The following is a 17,642-nucleotide window of genomic DNA, read 5'->3' as shown; positions in this document are numbered from 1 at the left end:
AAGCGGCCCAGCCGATCTTGTTCCGCACGACGCCCTCCCGATCGCCAGCCACCAAGGACTCGCCATGACTCAGAGCATCTCGCAGCACCTCCCGGACGAGGGGGCGGCCGGTACGGACGTGCTGCGGCAGGTCGCGGAGCGGGTGAGGTGGATCTCGACGGCCATCGTCGACGCGGCGAACCGAGGACGCCCCAACGAGTCGGGTGTCAAGGTGGGTGGGCATCAGGCGTCGAGTGCGTCGATGGTGGAGATCATGGTGTCGTTGTGGTTCTCGGAGCTGACGAGCATCGACCGGGTGTCGGTCAAGCCGCACGCGTCGCCGGTCCTCCACGCCATCAACTACCTGCTGGGCGACCTGGATGAGAAGTACCTGTCGACGTTGCGGGCGAAGGGTGGTCTGCAGTCGTATCCGAGCCGTCGCAAGGATCCGGACACGGTCGACTTCTCGACCGGCTCGGTCGGCATCGGCGCGACGGCGGCGTTGTGGGCGGCGATGTCGCACCGGTACGTGAGCTCGCACTTCCCGACTGCCCCTCCGGCAGGCCGGTTCGTGAGCCTGTTGGGCGACGCCGAGCTGGACGAGGGGGCGATTTGGGAGGCCGTCGCTGATCCGTCCGTCGCCCGGCTCGGCGAGCTGTTGTGGATCGTGGATCTCAACCGTCAGTCGTTGGACCGAGTCGTGCCCGACGTCCAGATCCATCGTCTGATGGGCATGTTCGAGGCGGCCGGATGGCAGGTGATCACCCTGAAGTGGGGTCGCGCGATCGCGGAGCTCTTCGGCCGGGGCGGAGGCGACGAGCTGCGGCGGCGCCTGGAGGACATGCCGAACGAGGAGTACCAGCGGCTGCTGCGCGTGGACTCGTCCGAGATCGCCGACCGCATCGTGGGGCAGCACGGGAGCGACCAGCTGAGGAAGCTGCTCGGTTCGCTGCCGACGGCCGAGCTGGCCCACGCCGTTCGCGACCTCGGTGGCCACGACATCGGGTTGCTGCTGGACACGTACCGGACGGTCGACTCGACCCGCCCGACGATCATCTTCGCCTACACCGTCAAGGGTCGCGGGCTCCCGACCGAGGGGCATCCCAACAACCACTCGGCGCTGCTGACCGGTGAGCAGATGCTGGAGCTGGCACGGGTCACGGGCACCGACCTCGACGATCCGTGGGCCACGTTCGCGGCCGGATCGCCGGCGGCGAGACTGTGCGACGCGCGAGGCTCCGACATGGCGCGCGCCCCTGTCGTCACGCAGCCGACGGGGCAGGTTCCGGTCCGGTTGGGACGTGCTCACAAGGCACCGGTCTCGACGCAAGCCGCTCTAGGTCGCTTCCTGGCGGACTTCAAGCGGTCGGCACCCGAGATCGCGGCCCGCGTCGTGACGTGCAGCCCCGATGTGGCGTCGTCGACGAACCTGGGCGGCTGGATCAACAAGACCGGGGTGTGGTCGGTGCAGGACCGGTTGGACTGGTTCGCCGACGACGCCGAGAGGGTGCTCAAGTGGTCGGAGGTCACCAGTGGCCAGCACATCGAGCTGGGGATCGCCGAGGTCAACCTCGTGAGCCTGTTGGGTGAGCTCGGCGCCACCTGGTCGCGCTGGGGCGAGCGGCTGATCCCCATCGCGACCCTCTACGACCCTTTCGTCTCTCGCGCACTCGAGCCCTGGTCGTACGGCATCTACGCGGGCGGTCAGTCGATCATCGTCGGCACCCCGTCGGGGGTGACGCTGGCCCCCGAGGGTGGGGCGCACCAGTCGATCACCACTCCGTCGATCGGGTTGGAGCAGCCCGAGTGCATCGCCTGGGAACCGGTGTTCGCCCAGGACCTGGAGTGGTGCATGCTCGCCGCGATGGCCCAGGTCGGCATCGAGGGCGGCACGTCGTCGTACTTCCGCCTCTCGACCCGCCCGGTCGACCAGGGGTTGTCGTCGCTGCCCGAGGACGACGTGATGCTGGAGCGCCGTCGCCGGCAGGCCGTCGCCGGTGGGTACCGCATCACGACCCACGACCCGGCCGACGAGCAGGTCACCCTGGTCGGGGTCGGCGCGATCCTTCCGGAGGTCATCGCGGCTGCGGATGCGTTGGCCGACCAGGGGATCACGGCGGGAGTGGTCTGCCTGACGAGCCCTGATCTGGTGTTCCGCTCGTTCAACCAGCGCGGAACCATCGGCCAGACCCGCGGCGACGACATCATCAGCACCCTGTTCCCCGCCGAGCACCCGACACCACTCGTGACCGTCCTGGACGGCCACCCGCACACGCTGTCGTTCCTCGCCGGAGCCCGCGGCGACCGCATCCGCTGCCTCGGAGTCACCGACTTCGGCCAGTCCACCGGCCTGGAGGACGCCTACCGACTCCACGGCATCGACCCCGGCGCGATCGCCGACGCAGCCCTCACCCTGATCGGCCGATGACGCGCGGCGCGGTCGAGCCACCCACCACGTGAGAGGGGTGGTCGCGGCCCGTCCAGGCCACGACCACCCCCATGGATCGACTAGCGGATGCGGATCTTCTTGAGCTTGCTGGTCTTCTTCTTGCCGTAACCCGTCTGCGTCACCTTGATCTTGCGGGTGCCGCTGGACAGGCTCTTGGACCTGATCGACCAGGTGCCGTTCGAGCGCACCTTCGCGCTGCCCAGCTTCTTGCCGGTGGAGCTGCGCAGCACCACCTTGGTCCTCGGGTAGGCGATTCCGGAGATCTTCGGCCGGTGGGTCCTGAACTTCTTGTTCGACCTCGTCGTGATGGCCGGCTTGGCCGACACGACGCGGAACGTCCGGGCGGACGACTGGGGCGACGTGGCCCGACCGGGCGCGGTCTGCGTGGCGGTCACGGTGTACGCGCCACGCTTCAGCGAGCGCGAGGTCACCGTGAAGGCCCCGGTCGAGCTCACGGTGGCCGAACCCAGCACGACGCCCTTGCTGGTGCGCACGGTGACGGACGCGCCGGCTGCGCCGGTGCCTCGGATCGCCGGACGCTTGCTCGTCACGTAGGTCCCCGGCGAGGTGAGCCTGGGGGCGCTGGTGCTGATGGCGTTGTCGACGTTGTTGACCACCGGAGTGGCCGATGCGCCGCCGAGACCGGCCTGCAGGGCCGCCACGATCTGGTTGACGAGGTCGGTCAGGGTGGCGGGGGAGAGCCCCGACCCGCCGGGCAGCGACGTCAGCAGGCTCGACACCTGGGCCTGCAGCGCCGAGGCGTCACCTGCTGCCAGCGCCTTCAGCAGCTGGTCGACCAGCGCTTGCGCCTGCGCCGGGTCCGGGGTCTGTCCGCCGATGCCCAGCAGACCGTTGACCAGGCTCTGGACGGTCGCCAGCAGGTCGGGGACCAGGTCGCCGAGCGGGTTGGAGTCTCCTGCCAGCCCGCTGAGCACCTGGCTCAGGGCTGCAGGGCTCAGCCCTGCGCTCTGCAGCTGCTGCGCGATGGCCGCGGCTGCCTCGGGCCGGTCGCCGGACGGCAGGCCCTGCAGCGCCGCCACGATGGCCGTGGCGAGGTCTTGGGGCGAGCCGGTGTTGCCCAGCAGGGCGTCCAGGGCGTCCTGGACGTCGATCAGCAGGCTGCCTCCGGGCCCGGTGCACAGGGGCAGGAGATCGCAGAGGTCGAGGGGCAGCGGACCCGCTTGCGCGAAGGCTGCTGTCTTGATGTCGGGGCGTGCTTCGGCCGGGCCCGAGGCCAGTCCGAGCCCGCCGACGACGAGTGCTGTTGTCAGTCCGGTGGCAAGGATTTTTTTCATGCCAGACCGTAACTCTGTGGTGTGCGTCACGTCCTCGAATTGAGAAGATAGATGCACCGTGCACCTGTTTCTCCGGGAGTCGTCGTGTGCAGCGGGCCGTGCAGACGAGCTCGAGGGGTGCCGCCCCTCAGCGGTACAGCCGTCCGCTCCCTAGGCTGGTGGTCCACCCCTCAGAAGGAGCACCACCGATGCAGGCACGCACACTCGGACGCACAGGACGAGACGTATCGGTCGTCGGCCTCGGCACCTGGCAGCTGGGCGCCGACTGGGGCGACGTGACGCACGAGGACGCCATCGCGGTGCTCGATGCCGCCGTCGACGAGGGCGTGACGTTCTTCGACACCGCCGATGTCTACGGCGACGGCCGCAGCGAGCAGATCATCGGCGAGTACCTGCGCAGCCGCCCCGAGATCGACGTGTTCGTGGCGACCAAGATGGGTCGCCGCGCCGAGCAGGACCCCGTCCACTTCACGATGGACAACTTCCGCACCTGGACCGACCGCTCGCGGGGCAACCTCGGCGTCGAGACCCTCGACCTGGTGCAGCTGCACTGCCCGCCAACTGCGGTGTTCTCCGACGACCGCGTCTTCGACGACCTCGACACCCTGGTCGACGAGAAGGTCATGGCCGCCTACGGCGTCAGCGTCGAGACGGTCGACGAGGCGCTGACGGCGATCGCCCGCCCGAACGTCGCCAGCGTGCAGATCATCCTCAACGCCTTCCGGCTCAAGCCGCTCGACGAGGTGCTGCCGGCCGCGCGCGAGGCCGGCGTCGGCATCATCGCCCGCGTGCCACTGGCGTCCGGGCTGCTGTCGGGCCGCTACACCGAGCAGACGACGTTCGCCGACGACGACCACCGCACGTACAACCGGTCGGGCGAGGCCTTCGACGTCGGCGAGACGTTCTCGGGCGTCGACTTCACCACGGGCGTCCAGGCCGCCCGCGAGTTCGGGCAGCTGGTGCCGCAGGACGTGCGTCCGGCCGAGGCGGCCATCGCATGGATCCTCGCGCAGGACGGCGTCACCGCCGCCATCCCCGGTGCCCGCAACGTCGAGCAGGCCCGCGGCAATGCGGCCGCTGCGGCGGTCGCGCTGCCCGACGGCTTCGACGCCGGGGTGCGCGACGTCTACGACCGGCTGCTGCGCGGCGACGTCCACCCCCGCTGGTAGCCCTCGTCGGCGGGCCCGGGGGAGGGCCGCGGCGGTACTCTGGCTGCTCCGACGACGAGGGGAGAGCGGTCATGATCCTCTCGTCGCCCGACCCAGCCGCTGACCCGTACGTCGCCTCGATGGTGCTGGCGCTGCAGCGCAGGTCGTACGCCGTCGAGGCCGACCTGATCGGCGACCAGCGCCTGCCCACGCTGCACGAGGACGAGCGTGCGCTCGCGGCCTGGCGCGGTCGCTGGCTGATGGCCTGGGACGGCGTCGAGCTCGTCGGGGCCGCCGCGTGGTCCGAGCACGACGACCACGTCGACATCGCGAAGATGATGGTCGGTCCGCAGACGATGCGTCGCGGCATCGGGTCGTCGCTGCTGCTCGGGGTGCTGGCGGCGTCGGAGGGGCCGGTGGTCGTGGCCACCGGGCGCGACAACGTCCCGGCCGTCAGGCTCTACGCCCAGCACGGCTTCAGCCGCGAGCGCGATGTCGAGGTGCCGCCCGGCATCTGGGTCAGCCAGCTCAGGCTCGAGCGCTAGGCCCCGGGCGCTAGGACTGCTCGATGCGCAGGGCGCCCCACGCGTCGTCGAGCAGGATCGACTCCTCGGCGTACCAGCCGTAGTCGGCGACGAGCTCTTGGATCGAGTCCTCGTCGACGCCGGCGTCGCGCAACGGGAAGGCGATCCACACCACGTCGATCGAGCCCAGCTGCGGCAGCACGTCGTCGAAGCTGTCGGCGAGCTGCGTGCGGTCGTCGGCGAAGACGATCGCCGCGTCGACCGACTCGGGCTCCTCCTCGTCGCGGGCCTCGATCATCTCGGCACCCTCGGGCATCGGGTCGAGCAACGAGGTCTCCTCGACCGTCGTGCCGATGATCCAGACCACGAAACCGTCGGAGATGCGCAGCTTCTCGGCGTTCGTCACGTCGGTGCTCATGCGCACATCCTAGGGGGTCGTGAGGAGGGGTCAGCTGCTCCGGCGGACGGCCGAGAGGTCGCGGATGTCCCGCTCGACCTGCAGGCCCTTGTGCTCGAACCGGGTGAGCGGACGCCCCTCGAACCGGGGGGCCCAGTCGCCGCTGAACGCGAAGTCGGCGCTGCCCGCGAGGACGTCCCGCATCTGGTCGGCGTACTCCTGCCAGTCGGTCGCGAGCCGCCAGGTGCCGCCGGGCTCGACGACGCGCGCCGCGAGCTCGGCGAAGGCCGGTGTCACCAGCCGTCGCTTGTTGTGCCGCTTCTTGTGCCACGGATCGGGGAACCACACCCGCAGCTCGTGCACCGAGGCCGGCGGCAGCATCGTGCCGAGGGCCTCGGCCGCGTTGACGATCATGAGCCGGACGTTCTCGACGCCGCGGTGCCGCATCGTCACCAGGGTCTGGGCGACGCCGGGCACGTAGACCTCGAGACCGAGGAAGTTCAGCTCGGGGTGCTGGTGGGCGGCGTGGACGATCGCCTCGCCGCGCCCGGTGCCGATCTCGACGACGAGAGGCGCGTCGCGGCCGAACAGCGCTGTGGTGTCGAGCACGTAGGACGGGTCGATCGAGGTGGTCGGTCCGTTGTCGGGGGCCTCGGCCACGTACGTCGCCGACAGCGCGTCCCACGCCGCCTGCTGGCGCTCGGAGAGTCGGCCTCCGCGGCGGGTGAACGACACGGGCTCGGTGCGGTAGGGGGCAGGTTCCACCCGCGCTAGCGTAGACGCGTGCAGATCGAGCCCGACACCAAGGACTGGACGTGGGTGCTCGAGCAGCCGTGCCCCGAGTGCGGCTTCGTCGCCGCTGACGTGGTTCCCGACGACGTGGCGGGTCGCGTGCGCGAGACGTTGCCCCGTTGGCGGGCCGTGCTCGAGCGTGGCGACGCGGGCGAGCGTCCCGACCCCGGTACGTGGTCGTCGGCCGAGTACGCGTGCCACGTGCGCGACGTCTTCACGGTGTTCGCGGGCCGGGTCGCCCTGATGCTCGAGCGTGACGATCCGACGTTCGACAACTGGGACCAGGACGCCACCGCCCTCGACGACGACTACGCCTCGCAGGCGCCGTCCGAGATCGCGCCGCAGCTCGACGTCGCCGGACGCCTGGTGGCGTGGACGTTCGAGGCCGTCCCCGCCGACGCCTGGGCACGGACCGGACGCCGCAGCAACGGCTCGGCCTTCACCGTGGTGACGCTCGCGCAGTACTTCCTGCACGACGTCGTCCACCACCTCCACGACGTCCGGGGCTGAGGTCCGCCGCGCCGCCACGTGGCGCGCACCACGCGGTACTGCGTATTGCGTGGTACTGTCCCATACATGGATGCGACCCAGCTGCTGAAGGGAGTCCTCGACGTCGCGGTGCTCGCCGTCGTCGAGGACGAGGACGGATACGGCTACGACGTCGTCCGACGGCTGCGCGCGGCCGGGCTCGAGGACGTCGGCGACGCGTCGGTGTACGGCACGCTGCGGCGGCTGTACTCGGCCGGGGCCCTGACGTCGTACGTCGTGCCGTCCGAGGAGGGGCCGCACCGCAAGTACTACGGCATCAACGCCCAGGGCCGAGCGACGCTCGAGCTGCAGCGCAAGGTCTGGGCCGAGTTCGCCACCACGATGAGCGATCTGCTCGGCACGTCCACCACAGGGGAGGCAGCATGACCACGTCCACCGTCGCGCCGGAGATCGTCGCATTCGCGTCGGAGGTGCGCGCTGCACTGTCCGACCTGTCACGCGAGGAGGTCGACGACCTCACCGACGGCCTCGAGGCAGACCTGGCCGAGTCGCTGGCCGAGGACCTGCGCCGGACCCTGCCCGATCCGGTCGCCTATGCCGCCGAGCTGCGGACGGCTGCCGGGCTGCCCGGGCGTGAGCCCTCTGACGCGAAGCGCGGCCTGCTCGTTGCGATGCAGGAGCTCACGGAGCGGATCGCGTCCGTCAGTGAGCGCAACCCGGCGATCGCATCGCTCGTGGAGTTCGCTGACGCCGTGCGGCCGGTGTGGTGGATCGTCCGGGCCTGGGCCACCACCTGGATGCTGGCCGCGTTCTTCGGCATGGAGCGGGGGTTCGGCTTTGAGGGGGCGTGGTGGGTCGTGATGCTCGGCCTCACGGTGCTCAGCATCCAGTGGGGCCGCGGCCGATGGGGTTTCCCGTCGCAGCGTGAGCTGGTGACCGTCGGCAACATCGTGGTCGCCGTGGTCATCGTGCCGATCTTCGGAGCCGCCTGGTCCTGGGGTGGCAGCGGAGGCGACTACGAAGCCGGCTTCGATGCCGGCAGCGACTCGGGCTACGGAGCCGACAGCCCCCTCTCGATGATGGGCAAGCCCGTCACCAACGTCTACGCCTATGACGCGGCGGGTCAGCCGCTCACCGGCGTCCAGCTGTTCGACCAGGACGGGCGCCCGCTCGATCCCTTCGACGTGTCGTCCGGAGACGGTCGACCGTGCGTCGATCGCGACGAGGTCGACTGCACGTCGCTGTTCGTCCCGGCGCAGCTCGTGACCGGCAAGAGCGTCTACAACGTCTTCCCGCTCGCTGCGATCGCTTCGGCGCTGGACGAGGACGCGCAGAACGCGCCCGCTCCGGGAGCTGTTGCGACTCCGTTGCCTGCGCCTTTCGCGGTGGTGCCGGCCGTGCAGCCGGCGGCTGCGCCGACACCGCAACCGGTTGCACCACTCAACGAGTAAACCGGGATCAAACAGGCTGTCGAATGCGTTGGATAGGGTAGAGCCAACGACTCCATCTCGGAGCCGATCCCACGGAGGGAAACCATGAAGAGCAGCAACCCTGTCTTCGCCCGCAGCGCCGAGTTCAACGGCCGCGGCGGCGCGATCGCCAACGACCCGTCCCAGTGGCAGGTCGACCTGAACGGATCGCCCACGCACACCCAGCCGGGCACCGGACGCATGACGATCGACTCGGTCGTCGAGAAGACCGCGATCACGCTGGGTCTGCTCACCGTGGCCGCCGCGGTCACGTGGTTCGCGATCGGCGACGTCATCGACCCGACCACCGGCGATGCCGTGATGGGCAAGGCCGCGACGTTCGCGATGGTCGGTGCGCTCGTCGGCTTCGTCCTGGCGATGGTCAACTCGTTCAAGAAGGTCGTCAGCCCCGCGCTGGTGCTGGCCTACGCGGTCTTCGAGGGCGTCTTCATCGGCGCCTTCTCGAAGGTCATCGCGGCCTACGTGGGCGAGACCTCGATCGTCTTCCAGGCGGTCCTCGGCACGGTCGTCGCCTTCGGCGGCACCCTCGCGGCCTACAAGTTCTTCAACATCCAGGTCACCGACAAGTTCCGCAAGATCATGATGATCTCGGGCTTCGCGATCGTCGGCGTGCTGCTGATCAACCTGGTGCTGAGCCTCACGGGCGTCTTCGAGTCCGGCGGTCTGCGCGGCTTCAACACCCTCGGCCTGCTGGTCTCCTGCGCGCTCGTCGTCTACGCGACCTTCTGCCTGATCCTCGACTTCGACTACGCCGAGAAGGGCATCGAGGCCGGCCTGCCCGAGCGCGAGTCCTGGCGCGTGGCCTTCGGCCTCACGGTCACGCTGGTCTGGATCTACATCGAGATCCTGCGCATCCTCGCGATCCTGCGTGGCGACTGATCACTCGCACTGCATGACGATGGCCGGTCCCCTCGGGGGCCGGCCATCGGTCGTTTCCGGGACGTCACACGAAGCGTGGCCCCTGGGCCTCGGTTCCTATGACGCAATGGACGGAGAGGCCGACGGTCAGCCGGCGCGGCGGCGGCGCAGCACCGTGGCCCAGCGCCCGCCCTGCCCGGCGTCCTGGACGACCTGGGTGCCGGCGTTCTCGGCCGCCTCGGCCGCGGCGTCGCGCACCGACATGAGGTCGCGCGGACGCTCGCTCGACACGGGGCCCGCATAGGCCAGCGTGCGAGCCTTCTCGCGCAGCGAGGCGGCGACGGCCGGCACCAGCACCGAGACCATGTTGGCGTATCCGGTCTCGGACGGGTGGAAGCGGTCGAGGCCGAACATGATGTCGCGGTTCTCGGTGAACAGGTTGCCCAGCAGGTCGCCCAGCGACACGGCACGGCCGCCAGCACCGACGACGGCCATGGTCTGCTTGCGGGCCAGGTTGCGGCTCCAGCGCTGGGCCACCGAGCGCAGCGGCTGCATGATGGGGCGCACCGATCCGAGGTCGGGAGTGGTGCCGACGACGACCTCGCAGTCGGCCTCGACGAGGTGCCGCACGACGTCGCCCAGCTGCCGTGCGGAGGTGCCAGGCGGCACCTGGTGGGTGACGTCGTTGGTGCCGATGACGATGACCGCCACGTGCGGGTCCCAGCCGTCGACCTCGGCGATCTGCTGCATCAGCTCGGACGTCTGCGCGCCCACGACGGCGCGACTTCGCACCTCGACGGGGGCGTCCATGACGTGCGCGAGCCCGATGCCGAGCATCGCCGGCGGGGTCGCGTCGGCGCGGGTCATCCCGTAGCCGACGGCTGCGGAGTCGCCGATCACGAGCAGACGGATGGGGCGGCCGGGCAGGTCGTCGCCGTAGACGCCGTCGGGCGAGGGCGGACGCTCGTCGGTCGTGCCGATGGCGCGACGTGCCAGCATCGCCTCGCCGATCAAGAATCCGTAGAAACCGGTGATGGTGGCCCCGCTGCCGATGAGTGCAGTGGCGGCAGCTCTGCGGGGACGGACCATAACCCGATTTTACGATGCCGCCGATGGCCGGACGGACGCGGACGCCCCGACGTGACATGTCTCTCCCCGCGCCTAGAGTGGCCCCGTGACCCAGACGACGCCCAATCTTCGCGACATCGGAGGTCGTCCCGCGGCCGACGGACGTCTCGTCGCCACCGGTCGGGTGCTGCGCAGCGCCGTCCCGCACCCCGACGACCAGCACCCCGACGGGCACAGCTGGCCGCCCTCGCTGGTCATCGACCTGCGATCGTCCACCGAGTCGCGGTCGTCCCACCCGCTCGAGGCAGCCGGCTCCCGCGTCGTCAACCTGCCGCTGCTGGCGGCGCTGCGTCCCGGGGTCGCTCCCGCCGAGAGCCTCGCGGTGCTCTACCGCATCGTGCTCGACACCGCGGCCCCCGAGCTGGTCGAGCTGGTGGGCGAGGTCTCCCGCGAGCCCGGCACGACGCTGATCCACTGCGCGGCCGGCAAGGACCGCACCGGCATCGCCATCGCGCTGCTGCTCCGGCTGGTGGGGGTCCCGCGCGACGAGGTGCTGCACGACTACCGCCTCACCGAGCACGCCCTCGCCGAGATCGACCGGCGCCTGCGCCCGCCCGCCTCCGCGGCCCCGCCGCCGGTGCACACCTACCCGCCGGGCTTCGCGCACGTCTCGCCCGAGGCGCTCGATGCGGTGCTCGACGTGTGGGACGCGCACGACGACGGGGTCGAGGGCTGGTTCGTCGCGGCAGGAGGATCGTCAGCGGCGATCGACCAGCTGCGTCGTACCCTCCTTGCATGACCGATGACCTGACGCTCGGCGCCCGCGAGGTGCCCCTCGGGGGTCTGCGCGGCCTCACCGTCCATCGCACGCTGCCGCAGAAGGGGTTCCCGACCGTCGGGGCCTGGTGCTTCGTCGACCACTTCGGTCCCACGGTCCACCCGATGGCGGTGCTGCCCCACCCGCACACGGGGCTGCAGACCGTCACGTGGCCGATCGCCGGCGAGATCCGTCATCGCGACAGCCTCGGCAGCGACGTCGTGCTCAAGCCCGGCGAGCTCAACCTGATGACGTCCGGCGACGGCGTCTCGCACTCGGAGTTCTCGGTGGGTGACCTCGACGCCCCGATGCACGGCATCCAGCTGTGGGTCGCGCTGCCGTCCGGCGTCCGCGAGGGGGCGGCCGGCTTCGAGCACCATCCCGATCTGCCGGTCGCCGAGGGCGACGGATGGACGGCGAAGGTGCTGCTCGGCGAGCTCGGCGGCGCCGTCTCGCCGGCCACGACCTACACGCCCATCGTCGGCGCCGAGCTCAAGGTCGCTGCCGGCCTGTCGACGATCCCGCTGCGGGCCGACTTCGAGCACGCGCTCCTGGCCGTCGACGGGCCCGTCGTGGTCGACGGCATCGAGGTCGACCATCGCGAGCTTCGCTATCTCGCGCCGGGACGCACGCAGGTGGGCGTCCAGGTGCCCACCGGCACGACGCTGCTGCTGATCGGCGGCGAGCCCTTCGACGAGGAGCTCGTCATGTGGTGGAACTTCATCGGCCGATCGCACGACGACATCGTGCTGGCGCGCGACGACTGGCAGGCGGCGGCCGAGCGGTTCGGCCACGTCGAGGGGCACGACGGCAAGGTCATCCCCGCGCCGCCGCTGCCCGACGTGCGGCTCACCCCCCGCCGACGCTCTGTGACGTAGCCCGACGATCTGCTACCGTCGATTTCGGATACCGAGGGTATCTCGGATCGAGAGGATCGGCATGACGCACTTCACCGGCAAGGTCGCCGTGGTCACCGGCGCAGCATCGGGCATCGGACGAGCCCTGGCGCTCGAGCTCGCGCGAAGGGGAGCGCGCCTCGCGATCAGCGACGTCGACGTCGCGGGCCTGGCTGAGACCGAGACGATGGTCGCGCAGCTGGGCGCCCAGGTGCGCGCCGACCACCTCGACGTCTCCCAGCGCGAGCTGGTGCTCGCCTATGCCGACGACGTCGCCGAGCACTTCGGGGTCGTGCACCTGGTGTTCAACAATGCCGGCATCGCCTTCACCGGCAGCATCGAGCAGATGTCCTTCAAGGACATCGACCGGGTCATGGACGTCGACTTCTGGGGCGTCGTCAGCGGCACCAAGGCCTTCCTGCCGCACCTCATCGCATCCGGCGATGGCCACGTGGTCAACATCTCGAGCATCTTCGGGCTCTTCGCCGTCCCCAAGCAGAGCGCCTACAACGCCGCCAAGTTCGCGGTGCGTGGCTTCACCGAGGCCCTGCGGCAGGAGATGGTCAACGACCATCGCCCGGTCAAGGTCACCTGCGTGCACCCCGGCGGCATCAAGACCAACATCGCCCGCAACAGCGAGCAGGTCGAGGGGCTCGACCACGACCGGTTGGCCTCGTCGTTCGACAAGCTGGCGCGCACCTCGCCCGAGAAGGCCGCCGACGTGATCCTGGCCGGCGTCGAGAAGGGCAAGGCGCGAGTGCTCATCGGCACCGACGCCAAGGCGCTCGACCTCCTCGTACGGGTCACGGGGTCGGGATATCAGCGCATCGTGGCGGCGGCCAGCAAGCGCGGCGGGCTCTAGGTCGGTCGGGACACGTCATGCGCAATGACTGGGGAGGCCAGAAGTTCCCCCACCCAGCGGGACGCAAGCCCATCGCCGGCGACGCCCTGGGGGCCGACCCGCTCAAGCCGCTGCAGAGCACGCTGCGACGGTCGGTGGGCCTCGGACCGATCTTCGAGCTCAAGATCTTCGACCAGAAGTTCGTCGTGGTCGCGGGCGCCGAGCTCGCCGCCGAGCTGGCGGACGAGTCGCGGTTCGAGAAGGCGTTGTCGCCGGCGCTCGTGGCCCTGCGCGAGTTCGCCGGGGCCGGCTTGTTCACGGCCTACAACGACGAGACCGACTGGGCCCTCGCGCACGACCTGCTGCGTCCGGCGTTCACCCGTGACGCCATGCGCAGCTACCACCCGATCATGCTGGCGGCCGCTCGCGAGCTGTTCGACCAGTGGGACGCGGCCACCGGGCCGGTCGACGTGTCCGCCGACATGACGAAGCTGACGATGGAGACCATCAGCCGCACGTCCTTCAGCACCGACTTCGGCTCGTTCACCCGCGACGAGCCGCACCCGTTCATCCCCGCGATGATCGCTGCGCTGCGGGCCGGGCAGCGCAAGGGGACGCTGAACTCGATGCCGGGAGCGGCCGTCATGGCCAAGCGCATCGACAAGCGCAACGCCCACCACCTGGCGTACGTCGACAACCTGCTCGACGAGATCATCAGCGCGCGGCGGGCCTCGCCGGACGTCGACGACCACGACCTGCTCGGCATCATGCTGCACACGCCCCACCCCGAGACGGGTGAGCGCCTCGACGACGTCAACATCCGTCACCAGATCCTGACCTTCCTCGTGGCAGGGCACGAGACCACGTCGGGTGCCCTGTCGTTCGCGCTCTACTACCTCTCGCGCGACCCGGCCCTGCTGGCGCGGGCGCACGAGGAGGTCGACACGATCCTCGGGCCCGACCGCGACGTCGAGCCGACCTTCGAGCAGGTGCCCAAGTTCAGGTTCTTGCGCCGCGTGCTCGACGAGGGTCTGCGCCTGTGGCCGACGGCTCCGGCCTACGCGCGCAGCCCGCGCGAGGTGACGACGCTCAGCTCGGGCCACGTCATGCGTCCGCAGGACTGGGCGCTCGTGCTGCTGCCGGCGGTGCACCGCGACCGGACGGTCTGGGGCGACACGGCCGACGAGTTCGACCCCGACCGGTTCCTGCCCGAGAACTCACGCGGACGGCCGACTCACACCTACAAGCCGTTCGGCACGGGGGAGCGGTCGTGCATCGGACGGCAGTTCGCCCTGCACGAGGCCATCTTGGTGCTGGCCCGCATGCTGCACCGCTACGAGCTGACGCACGACCCGTCGTACGAGCTGTCGATCACCGAGCGCCTGACTCTGATGCCCGAGGGCTTCGAGCTGGGGCTGAGGTTGCGCACGCCGTCGGCCGGCGGCGCGGCCAGCGCGCCCGGCGCCGGTGATCAGTCGGAGCCGAGCCGGACGTGCCCGGCATCGTCGAGCGACCAGTCGGGGTTGAACGCGACCTCCCAGGGGTGCCCGTCCGGGTCGGCGACGTACCCCGAGTAGCCGCCCCACACCTGCTCCTCGGCGGGCTTGGTGACGGTGCCGCCGGCGGCCTCGACGGCGGCGAGCACCTCGTCGACCTCGTCGTGCGAGCGGGTGTTGAACGCGATGCTGATGCCGCTGAACGTGGCGCCGGAGTCGGCGACGCGGGCATCGGCGGCCAGCTCGTCGCGCGACCACAGCGCGAGCACCAGGCCGTTGCTGAGCTGGTAGAAGGCCACCTCGTCCTGCGGATTTCCCTTCGTCCACCCGAGGCCGTGCTCGTAGAACCGTCGCGAGCGGTCGAGGTCGGCGACGCCGAGGGTGATCAGGCTGATGCGTTGCTCCATGGCCCGACGGTAGCGGCGGAGCCCGACACCGTCAGGCCCCGCCGAGTCGAACGCTCAGACGGCCGCGCGCAGCGAGTCGGCCAGGGGCGTCGTCGGACGTCCGATCAGGGCGCTGAGGTCGTTGCCCGGGACCTCGAGCTCGCCGTTCTTGATGGAGGCGTCGGTCGCGACCGTGAAGTCGACCCACATCTGCGGGACGCCGGCCTCGGCGAGCGCCGTGGCCTGCTCCTCGGGCGACACCTCCGCCACGGTGACGGCGGTGCCGAGCAGCTCGCTCAGGGTGGCAGCGAGGTCGGCCTGGGACCACGCCACGTCGCCGCCGAGCTCGTAGACGGGCTTGAGCGGCTGGTCGGACGTCAGCACCACGGCCGCCGCCTCGGCGAAGTCGGCGCGCGCGGCACTCGACACCTTGCCGTCGCCGGCGCTGGTCAGCACGGCGCCGGTGTGACGGGCCGCGTCGACGCTCGAGAGGTAGTTCTCGTGGTACCAGCCGTTGCGCAGCACGACGACGTCCAGCTCGGTCGTCGCGAGGTACTGCTCGGTCGCGAGGTGCTCGGGCGCGACGGGCAGCGTCGACGTGTCGACGGCGGGAGCGCTGGTGTAGGCGAGCAGCGAGACGCCCTGGGCCGAGGCCGCGTCGATGACGTTCGTGTGCTGGGCGGTGCGCTTGCCGAACTCGTTGCCCGAGATCAGCAGCAGCTTGTCGACGCCCTGGAGGGCCTCGGCGAGGGCCGCCGGGTCGTCGTAGCTCGCCAGCCGGACGGTCACGCCCTTGTCCTGCAGCGGCTGCGCCTTGGCGCTGTCGCGGACGATGGCGACGATCTCGGAGGCGGGGACGCGGGTCAGCAGCGAGTCGATGACGAGGGTGCCCAGCTGTCCGCTGGCGGCGGTGACGGCGATGGTCATGGGAGGTCCTTTCAGGCGCGGGCGGACGTTCCGCTCGGTCGACGCCAGCATACGCTAACGATTCGTAAGTACCAACTATTAGTTAGTGCTAACCAGGTGATAGCATGGGGGAGTCGTAGGAGGTGCCCGTGTCCAGCGAAGACGACCGCCCGTTCGACGTGATGGCTGGCGCCTGCCCGTCTCGCGCCGTGCTGGAGCACGTCACCAGCAAGTGGGGATCGCTGACGCTCGCGGCGCTGTCTCCCGAGCCGGCCCGCTTCGGCGAGCTGCGCCGCGCCATCGGCGGCATCAGCGAGAAGATGCTCTCGCAGACGCTCAAGTCGCTCGAGAGCGACGGCCTCGTCGACCGTCGGGTGCAGTCGACGCAGCCCCTGCACGTCGACTACGCGCTCACGCCGAGCGGCGAGACGGTCGCTCGCGCTGTCAAGGCACTCGTGCTGGCCGTGTACGACGTCATGCCCGAGGTGCTGCGCACGGCCGAGAGCGCCTGACCCTCCCCGGTCAGACGATGCCCGCCGCCTCGGCCGCGGCCCGGTAGGCGGCCGCCAGCGACGCCACGGTCTCGTGGGCGTTGAGCGCGCTGGGGTTGGGCACCACCCAGACCTGCGCGCCGCTCAGGACCCGCGTCTGGGGTCCTGGCTTCGCCTTCTTCTCGCCGTACGCGATGCGGTACGAGGTGATGCCGGCGAAGGCGACGACGCGCGGACGTCGGTCCTCGACGAGCTCCTCGAGCCTCACGCGTCCGGACAGCAGCTCGTCGTCTTCCAGCTCGTCGGCACGGGCTGACGACCGCGCGACGATGTTGGTGATGCCGACGCCGCGGTCGATCAGCAGCGGGGCGGCCAGCTCGGGCGTGAGGGCATCGTCGGGCAGGATGCCGGCGAGGCGCAGCGCAGGGTAGAAGCGGTTGCCCGGTCGCGCGAAGTGCATCCCGGTGGCCGCGCTCACGAGCCCGGGGTTGATGCCGACGAACAGCAGGCGCAGGTCGCCCGGCAGCAGGTCGGGGATCGTCCGTCCGGCGTACGACTCGAGCTCGGCTCGTGTGAAGGCCATGACCTCGACGCTAGCGGGGCGGGCCGATGAGGGCGATCGGGGAAGCGCGCTGTCACCGGGTGACGGCGAAGTTCCCCGGTCGCTACGATCAGGCGTGATCTTCCTGGTCGATGTGCTGATCGAGGTGGCGATCGCGCTGTTCGAGCCGTTCGATCGGTCGGGCCGTACTAGCTCGTTGTACACCGCGTACCGCGCGGCCTGGCGGCGGCGGATCAAAGATCGGGATCCCGATCTCGGCCTGCTCGTCGCGGAGATGAAGCGCCGTTCGGTGCCGGGTGCCTACGACCCGCTCGACTCGCCGCGCATCGCGCCGGCGGTCGAAGCCTGGCTGAGCGGCACGGAGCCCCGTGAGGCCCGGGCGACACTCGCGAGTACCTCGGGCAAGCGAAAGCGCTGATCGTCGCGTCCGTCGACCGCGATCGGGGACGTTCGTCCGTGGCGGGCGTGGACGAGCTCCGGCAGGGTGGTGCCCGTGGAGTCGACAGCAGGGCAGCCGCTGCCCGACTGGGCCGGCACCGCGCGCGAGACGTTCCTGACCAGCTGGGGGCTGGTCCCGCTGGTCGCGATCCTGAACCAGCTGGACCTGATCGACTCGCGATCAGGCTTCTGGCTGCTGGTGAGCATCGTCCTCGCCTTCGTCTGGACGGTCTCGGGCCTCACGTGGGCCGCCGGTGTCTACCGCAGACGCCGGCGCGATGAATCCTGACCGACCGCCAGCGAGCATGTGGGCACTCTCT

General features: G+C 70.4%; 21 protein-coding genes. 14 read left to right on the top strand and 7 right to left on the bottom strand.

What is annotated here, in order from left to right:
• The first annotated feature begins 64 nt into the window (after nt 1-64).
• Nucleotides 65-2,407 carry a transketolase-like TK C-terminal-containing protein gene (locus DX116_RS17915; protein WP_119705537.1) on the top strand — a complete coding sequence of 781 codons (2,343 nt, stop codon included), beginning with the start codon at nt 65-67 and terminating at the stop codon, nt 2,405-2,407.
• 80 nt (nt 2,408-2,487) lie between these two features.
• On the opposite strand, the gene DX116_RS17910 is transcribed toward DX116_RS17915, so the two are convergent.
• Nucleotides 2,488-3,723 (bottom strand): Ig-like domain-containing protein, encoded by a 1,236-nt coding sequence (locus DX116_RS17910; RefSeq protein ID WP_119705536.1) that lies wholly within the window; start codon nt 3,721-3,723, stop codon nt 2,488-2,490.
• A 188-nt stretch (nt 3,724-3,911) separates the two neighbouring features.
• Here DX116_RS17910 and DX116_RS17905 point away from each other — a divergent pair, with 188 nt between their 5' ends.
• Both DX116_RS17905 and DX116_RS17900 read left to right on the top strand, forming a co-directional pair.
• Nucleotides 3,912-4,892: an aldo/keto reductase gene (locus tag DX116_RS17905; protein ID WP_119705535.1), complete on the top strand. Its 981-nt coding sequence runs from the start codon at nt 3,912-3,914 to the stop codon at nt 4,890-4,892.
• Between the two features lie 71 nt (nt 4,893-4,963).
• A complete protein-coding gene (locus tag DX116_RS17900) occupies nt 4,964-5,416 on the top strand; it encodes a GNAT family N-acetyltransferase (RefSeq protein ID WP_119705534.1) in 453 nt (150 codons plus the stop codon).
• Nucleotides 5,417-5,426: 10 nt separating this feature from the next.
• On the opposite strand, the gene DX116_RS17895 is transcribed toward DX116_RS17900, so the two are convergent.
• On the bottom strand, nt 5,427-5,813 hold the full coding sequence (locus tag DX116_RS17895) for a DUF3052 family protein (protein WP_119705533.1): 387 nt from the start codon (nt 5,811-5,813) through the stop codon (nt 5,427-5,429).
• Between the two features lie 30 nt (nt 5,814-5,843).
• Nucleotides 5,844-6,557 carry a tRNA (guanosine(46)-N7)-methyltransferase TrmB gene (trmB, locus tag DX116_RS17890; protein ID WP_233556884.1) on the bottom strand — a complete coding sequence of 238 codons (714 nt, stop codon included), beginning with the start codon at nt 6,555-6,557 and terminating at the stop codon, nt 5,844-5,846.
• A gap of 18 nt (nt 6,558-6,575) precedes the next feature.
• On the opposite strand from trmB, the gene DX116_RS17885 reads away from it, so the two are divergent.
• From DX116_RS17885 to DX116_RS17870, 4 genes are all read left to right on the top strand, one after another.
• Nucleotides 6,576-7,094 (top strand): DinB family protein, encoded by a 519-nt coding sequence (locus tag DX116_RS17885; protein WP_119705722.1) that lies wholly within the window; start codon nt 6,576-6,578, stop codon nt 7,092-7,094.
• Between the two features lie 66 nt (nt 7,095-7,160).
• The gene (locus DX116_RS17880; RefSeq protein ID WP_119705532.1) at nt 7,161-7,499 is read left to right on the top strand and encodes a PadR family transcriptional regulator; all 339 of its coding nucleotides are present in this window, start codon (nt 7,161-7,163) and stop codon (nt 7,497-7,499) included.
• Nucleotides 7,496-8,524 carry a hypothetical protein gene (locus DX116_RS17875; RefSeq protein ID WP_119705531.1) on the top strand — a complete coding sequence of 343 codons (1,029 nt, stop codon included), beginning with the start codon at nt 7,496-7,498 and terminating at the stop codon, nt 8,522-8,524. Before DX116_RS17880 ends, DX116_RS17875 begins: the two co-directional genes overlap by 4 nt.
• Nucleotides 8,525-8,608: 84 nt before the next feature.
• On the top strand, nt 8,609-9,442 hold the full coding sequence (locus tag DX116_RS17870; protein ID WP_119705530.1) for a Bax inhibitor-1/YccA family protein: 834 nt from the start codon (nt 8,609-8,611) through the stop codon (nt 9,440-9,442).
• A gap of 126 nt (nt 9,443-9,568) precedes the next feature.
• Here DX116_RS17870 and DX116_RS17865 read toward each other — a convergent pair whose 3' ends face one another.
• Entirely contained in the window at nt 9,569-10,510 is a 942-nt protein-coding gene (locus DX116_RS17865) for an SGNH/GDSL hydrolase family protein (RefSeq protein WP_119705529.1), read from the bottom strand.
• 85 nt (nt 10,511-10,595) lie between these two features.
• On the opposite strand from DX116_RS17865, the gene DX116_RS17860 reads away from it, so the two are divergent.
• The 4 genes from DX116_RS17860 (at nt 10,596) to DX116_RS17845 (ending at nt 14,620) form a co-directional block, all read left to right on the top strand.
• A complete protein-coding gene (locus DX116_RS17860; protein ID WP_119705528.1) occupies nt 10,596-11,288 on the top strand; it encodes a tyrosine-protein phosphatase in 693 nt (230 codons plus the stop codon).
• Nucleotides 11,285-12,184: a pirin family protein gene (locus tag DX116_RS17855; RefSeq protein WP_119705527.1), complete on the top strand. Its 900-nt coding sequence runs from the start codon at nt 11,285-11,287 to the stop codon at nt 12,182-12,184. Before DX116_RS17860 ends, DX116_RS17855 begins: the two co-directional genes overlap by 4 nt.
• 61 nt (nt 12,185-12,245) lie before the next feature.
• Nucleotides 12,246-13,064, top strand: coding sequence for an SDR family NAD(P)-dependent oxidoreductase (locus tag DX116_RS17850; protein ID WP_119705526.1), 819 nt, complete (start codon nt 12,246-12,248; stop codon nt 13,062-13,064).
• Between the two features lie 17 nt (nt 13,065-13,081).
• Nucleotides 13,082-14,620, top strand: a complete 1,539-nt coding sequence (locus DX116_RS17845; RefSeq protein WP_119705525.1) for a cytochrome P450 — start codon at nt 13,082-13,084, stop codon at nt 14,618-14,620.
• On the opposite strand, the gene DX116_RS17840 is transcribed toward DX116_RS17845, so the two are convergent.
• Together DX116_RS17840 and DX116_RS17835 are read right to left on the bottom strand one after the other, a co-directional pair.
• Nucleotides 14,515-14,946 (bottom strand): VOC family protein, encoded by a 432-nt coding sequence (locus DX116_RS17840; protein ID WP_119705524.1) that lies wholly within the window; start codon nt 14,944-14,946, stop codon nt 14,515-14,517. The genes DX116_RS17845 and DX116_RS17840 overlap by 106 nt on opposite strands.
• A 54-nt stretch (nt 14,947-15,000) precedes the next feature.
• Nucleotides 15,001-15,852 carry an SDR family oxidoreductase gene (locus DX116_RS17835; protein ID WP_119705523.1) on the bottom strand — a complete coding sequence of 284 codons (852 nt, stop codon included), beginning with the start codon at nt 15,850-15,852 and terminating at the stop codon, nt 15,001-15,003.
• Nucleotides 15,853-15,980: 128 nt separating this feature from the next.
• Between DX116_RS17835 and DX116_RS17830 the strand changes: the two genes are divergently transcribed.
• Nucleotides 15,981-16,343: a winged helix-turn-helix transcriptional regulator gene (locus DX116_RS17830; protein WP_233556882.1), complete on the top strand. Its 363-nt coding sequence runs from the start codon at nt 15,981-15,983 to the stop codon at nt 16,341-16,343.
• A 10-nt stretch (nt 16,344-16,353) separates the two neighbouring features.
• On the opposite strand, the gene DX116_RS17825 is transcribed toward DX116_RS17830, so the two are convergent.
• On the bottom strand, nt 16,354-16,905 hold the full coding sequence (locus DX116_RS17825) for a mismatch-specific DNA-glycosylase (protein ID WP_119705522.1): 552 nt from the start codon (nt 16,903-16,905) through the stop codon (nt 16,354-16,356).
• A gap of 94 nt (nt 16,906-16,999) precedes the next feature.
• Between DX116_RS17825 and DX116_RS17820 the strand changes: the two genes are divergently transcribed.
• Together DX116_RS17820 and DX116_RS17815 are read left to right on the top strand one after the other, a co-directional pair.
• Nucleotides 17,000-17,302, top strand: coding sequence for a hypothetical protein (locus DX116_RS17820; RefSeq protein ID WP_119705521.1), 303 nt, complete (start codon nt 17,000-17,002; stop codon nt 17,300-17,302).
• Between the two features lie 75 nt (nt 17,303-17,377).
• On the top strand, nt 17,378-17,611 hold the full coding sequence (locus DX116_RS17815; RefSeq protein ID WP_147393710.1) for a hypothetical protein: 234 nt from the start codon (nt 17,378-17,380) through the stop codon (nt 17,609-17,611).
• Nucleotides 17,612-17,642: the final 31 nt, after the last annotated feature.

This window comes from Aeromicrobium endophyticum (assembly GCF_003586285.1).
GTDB lineage: Bacteria > Actinomycetota > Actinomycetes > Propionibacteriales > Nocardioidaceae > Aeromicrobium > Aeromicrobium endophyticum.
Note: the sequence above shows the minus strand (reverse complement) of the source record. Positions and strands in the feature narration are given on the sequence as shown.

Excerpts from the sequence above, each read along its gene's own strand:
- DX116_RS17855 (WP_119705527.1), top strand. The coding sequence starts at position 11,285 with ATGACCGATGACCTGACGCTCGGCGCCCGCGAGGTGCCCCTCGGGGGT.
- DX116_RS17840 (WP_119705524.1), bottom strand. The coding sequence starts at position 14,946 with ATGGAGCAACGCATCAGCCTGATCACCCTCGGCGTCGCCGACCTCGAC.
- DX116_RS17865 (WP_119705529.1), bottom strand. The coding sequence starts at position 10,510 with ATGGTCCGTCCCCGCAGAGCTGCCGCCACTGCACTCATCGGCAGCGGG.
- DX116_RS17825 (WP_119705522.1), bottom strand. The coding sequence starts at position 16,905 with ATGGCCTTCACACGAGCCGAGCTCGAGTCGTACGCCGGACGGACGATC.
- DX116_RS17880 (WP_119705532.1), top strand. The coding sequence starts at position 7,161 with ATGGATGCGACCCAGCTGCTGAAGGGAGTCCTCGACGTCGCGGTGCTC.
- DX116_RS17870 (WP_119705530.1), top strand. The coding sequence starts at position 8,609 with ATGAAGAGCAGCAACCCTGTCTTCGCCCGCAGCGCCGAGTTCAACGGC.
- DX116_RS17905 (WP_119705535.1), top strand. The coding sequence starts at position 3,912 with ATGCAGGCACGCACACTCGGACGCACAGGACGAGACGTATCGGTCGTC.
- DX116_RS17900 (WP_119705534.1), top strand. The coding sequence starts at position 4,964 with ATGATCCTCTCGTCGCCCGACCCAGCCGCTGACCCGTACGTCGCCTCG.
- DX116_RS17915 (WP_119705537.1), top strand. The coding sequence starts at position 65 with ATGACTCAGAGCATCTCGCAGCACCTCCCGGACGAGGGGGCGGCCGGT.
- DX116_RS17835 (WP_119705523.1), bottom strand. The coding sequence starts at position 15,852 with ATGACCATCGCCGTCACCGCCGCCAGCGGACAGCTGGGCACCCTCGTC.
- DX116_RS17875 (WP_119705531.1), top strand. The coding sequence starts at position 7,496 with ATGACCACGTCCACCGTCGCGCCGGAGATCGTCGCATTCGCGTCGGAG.
- DX116_RS17895 (WP_119705533.1), bottom strand. The coding sequence starts at position 5,813 with ATGAGCACCGACGTGACGAACGCCGAGAAGCTGCGCATCTCCGACGGT.
- DX116_RS17910 (WP_119705536.1), bottom strand. The coding sequence starts at position 3,723 with ATGAAAAAAATCCTTGCCACCGGACTGACAACAGCACTCGTCGTCGGC.
- DX116_RS17850 (WP_119705526.1), top strand. The coding sequence starts at position 12,246 with ATGACGCACTTCACCGGCAAGGTCGCCGTGGTCACCGGCGCAGCATCG.
- DX116_RS17845 (WP_119705525.1), top strand. The coding sequence starts at position 13,082 with ATGCGCAATGACTGGGGAGGCCAGAAGTTCCCCCACCCAGCGGGACGC.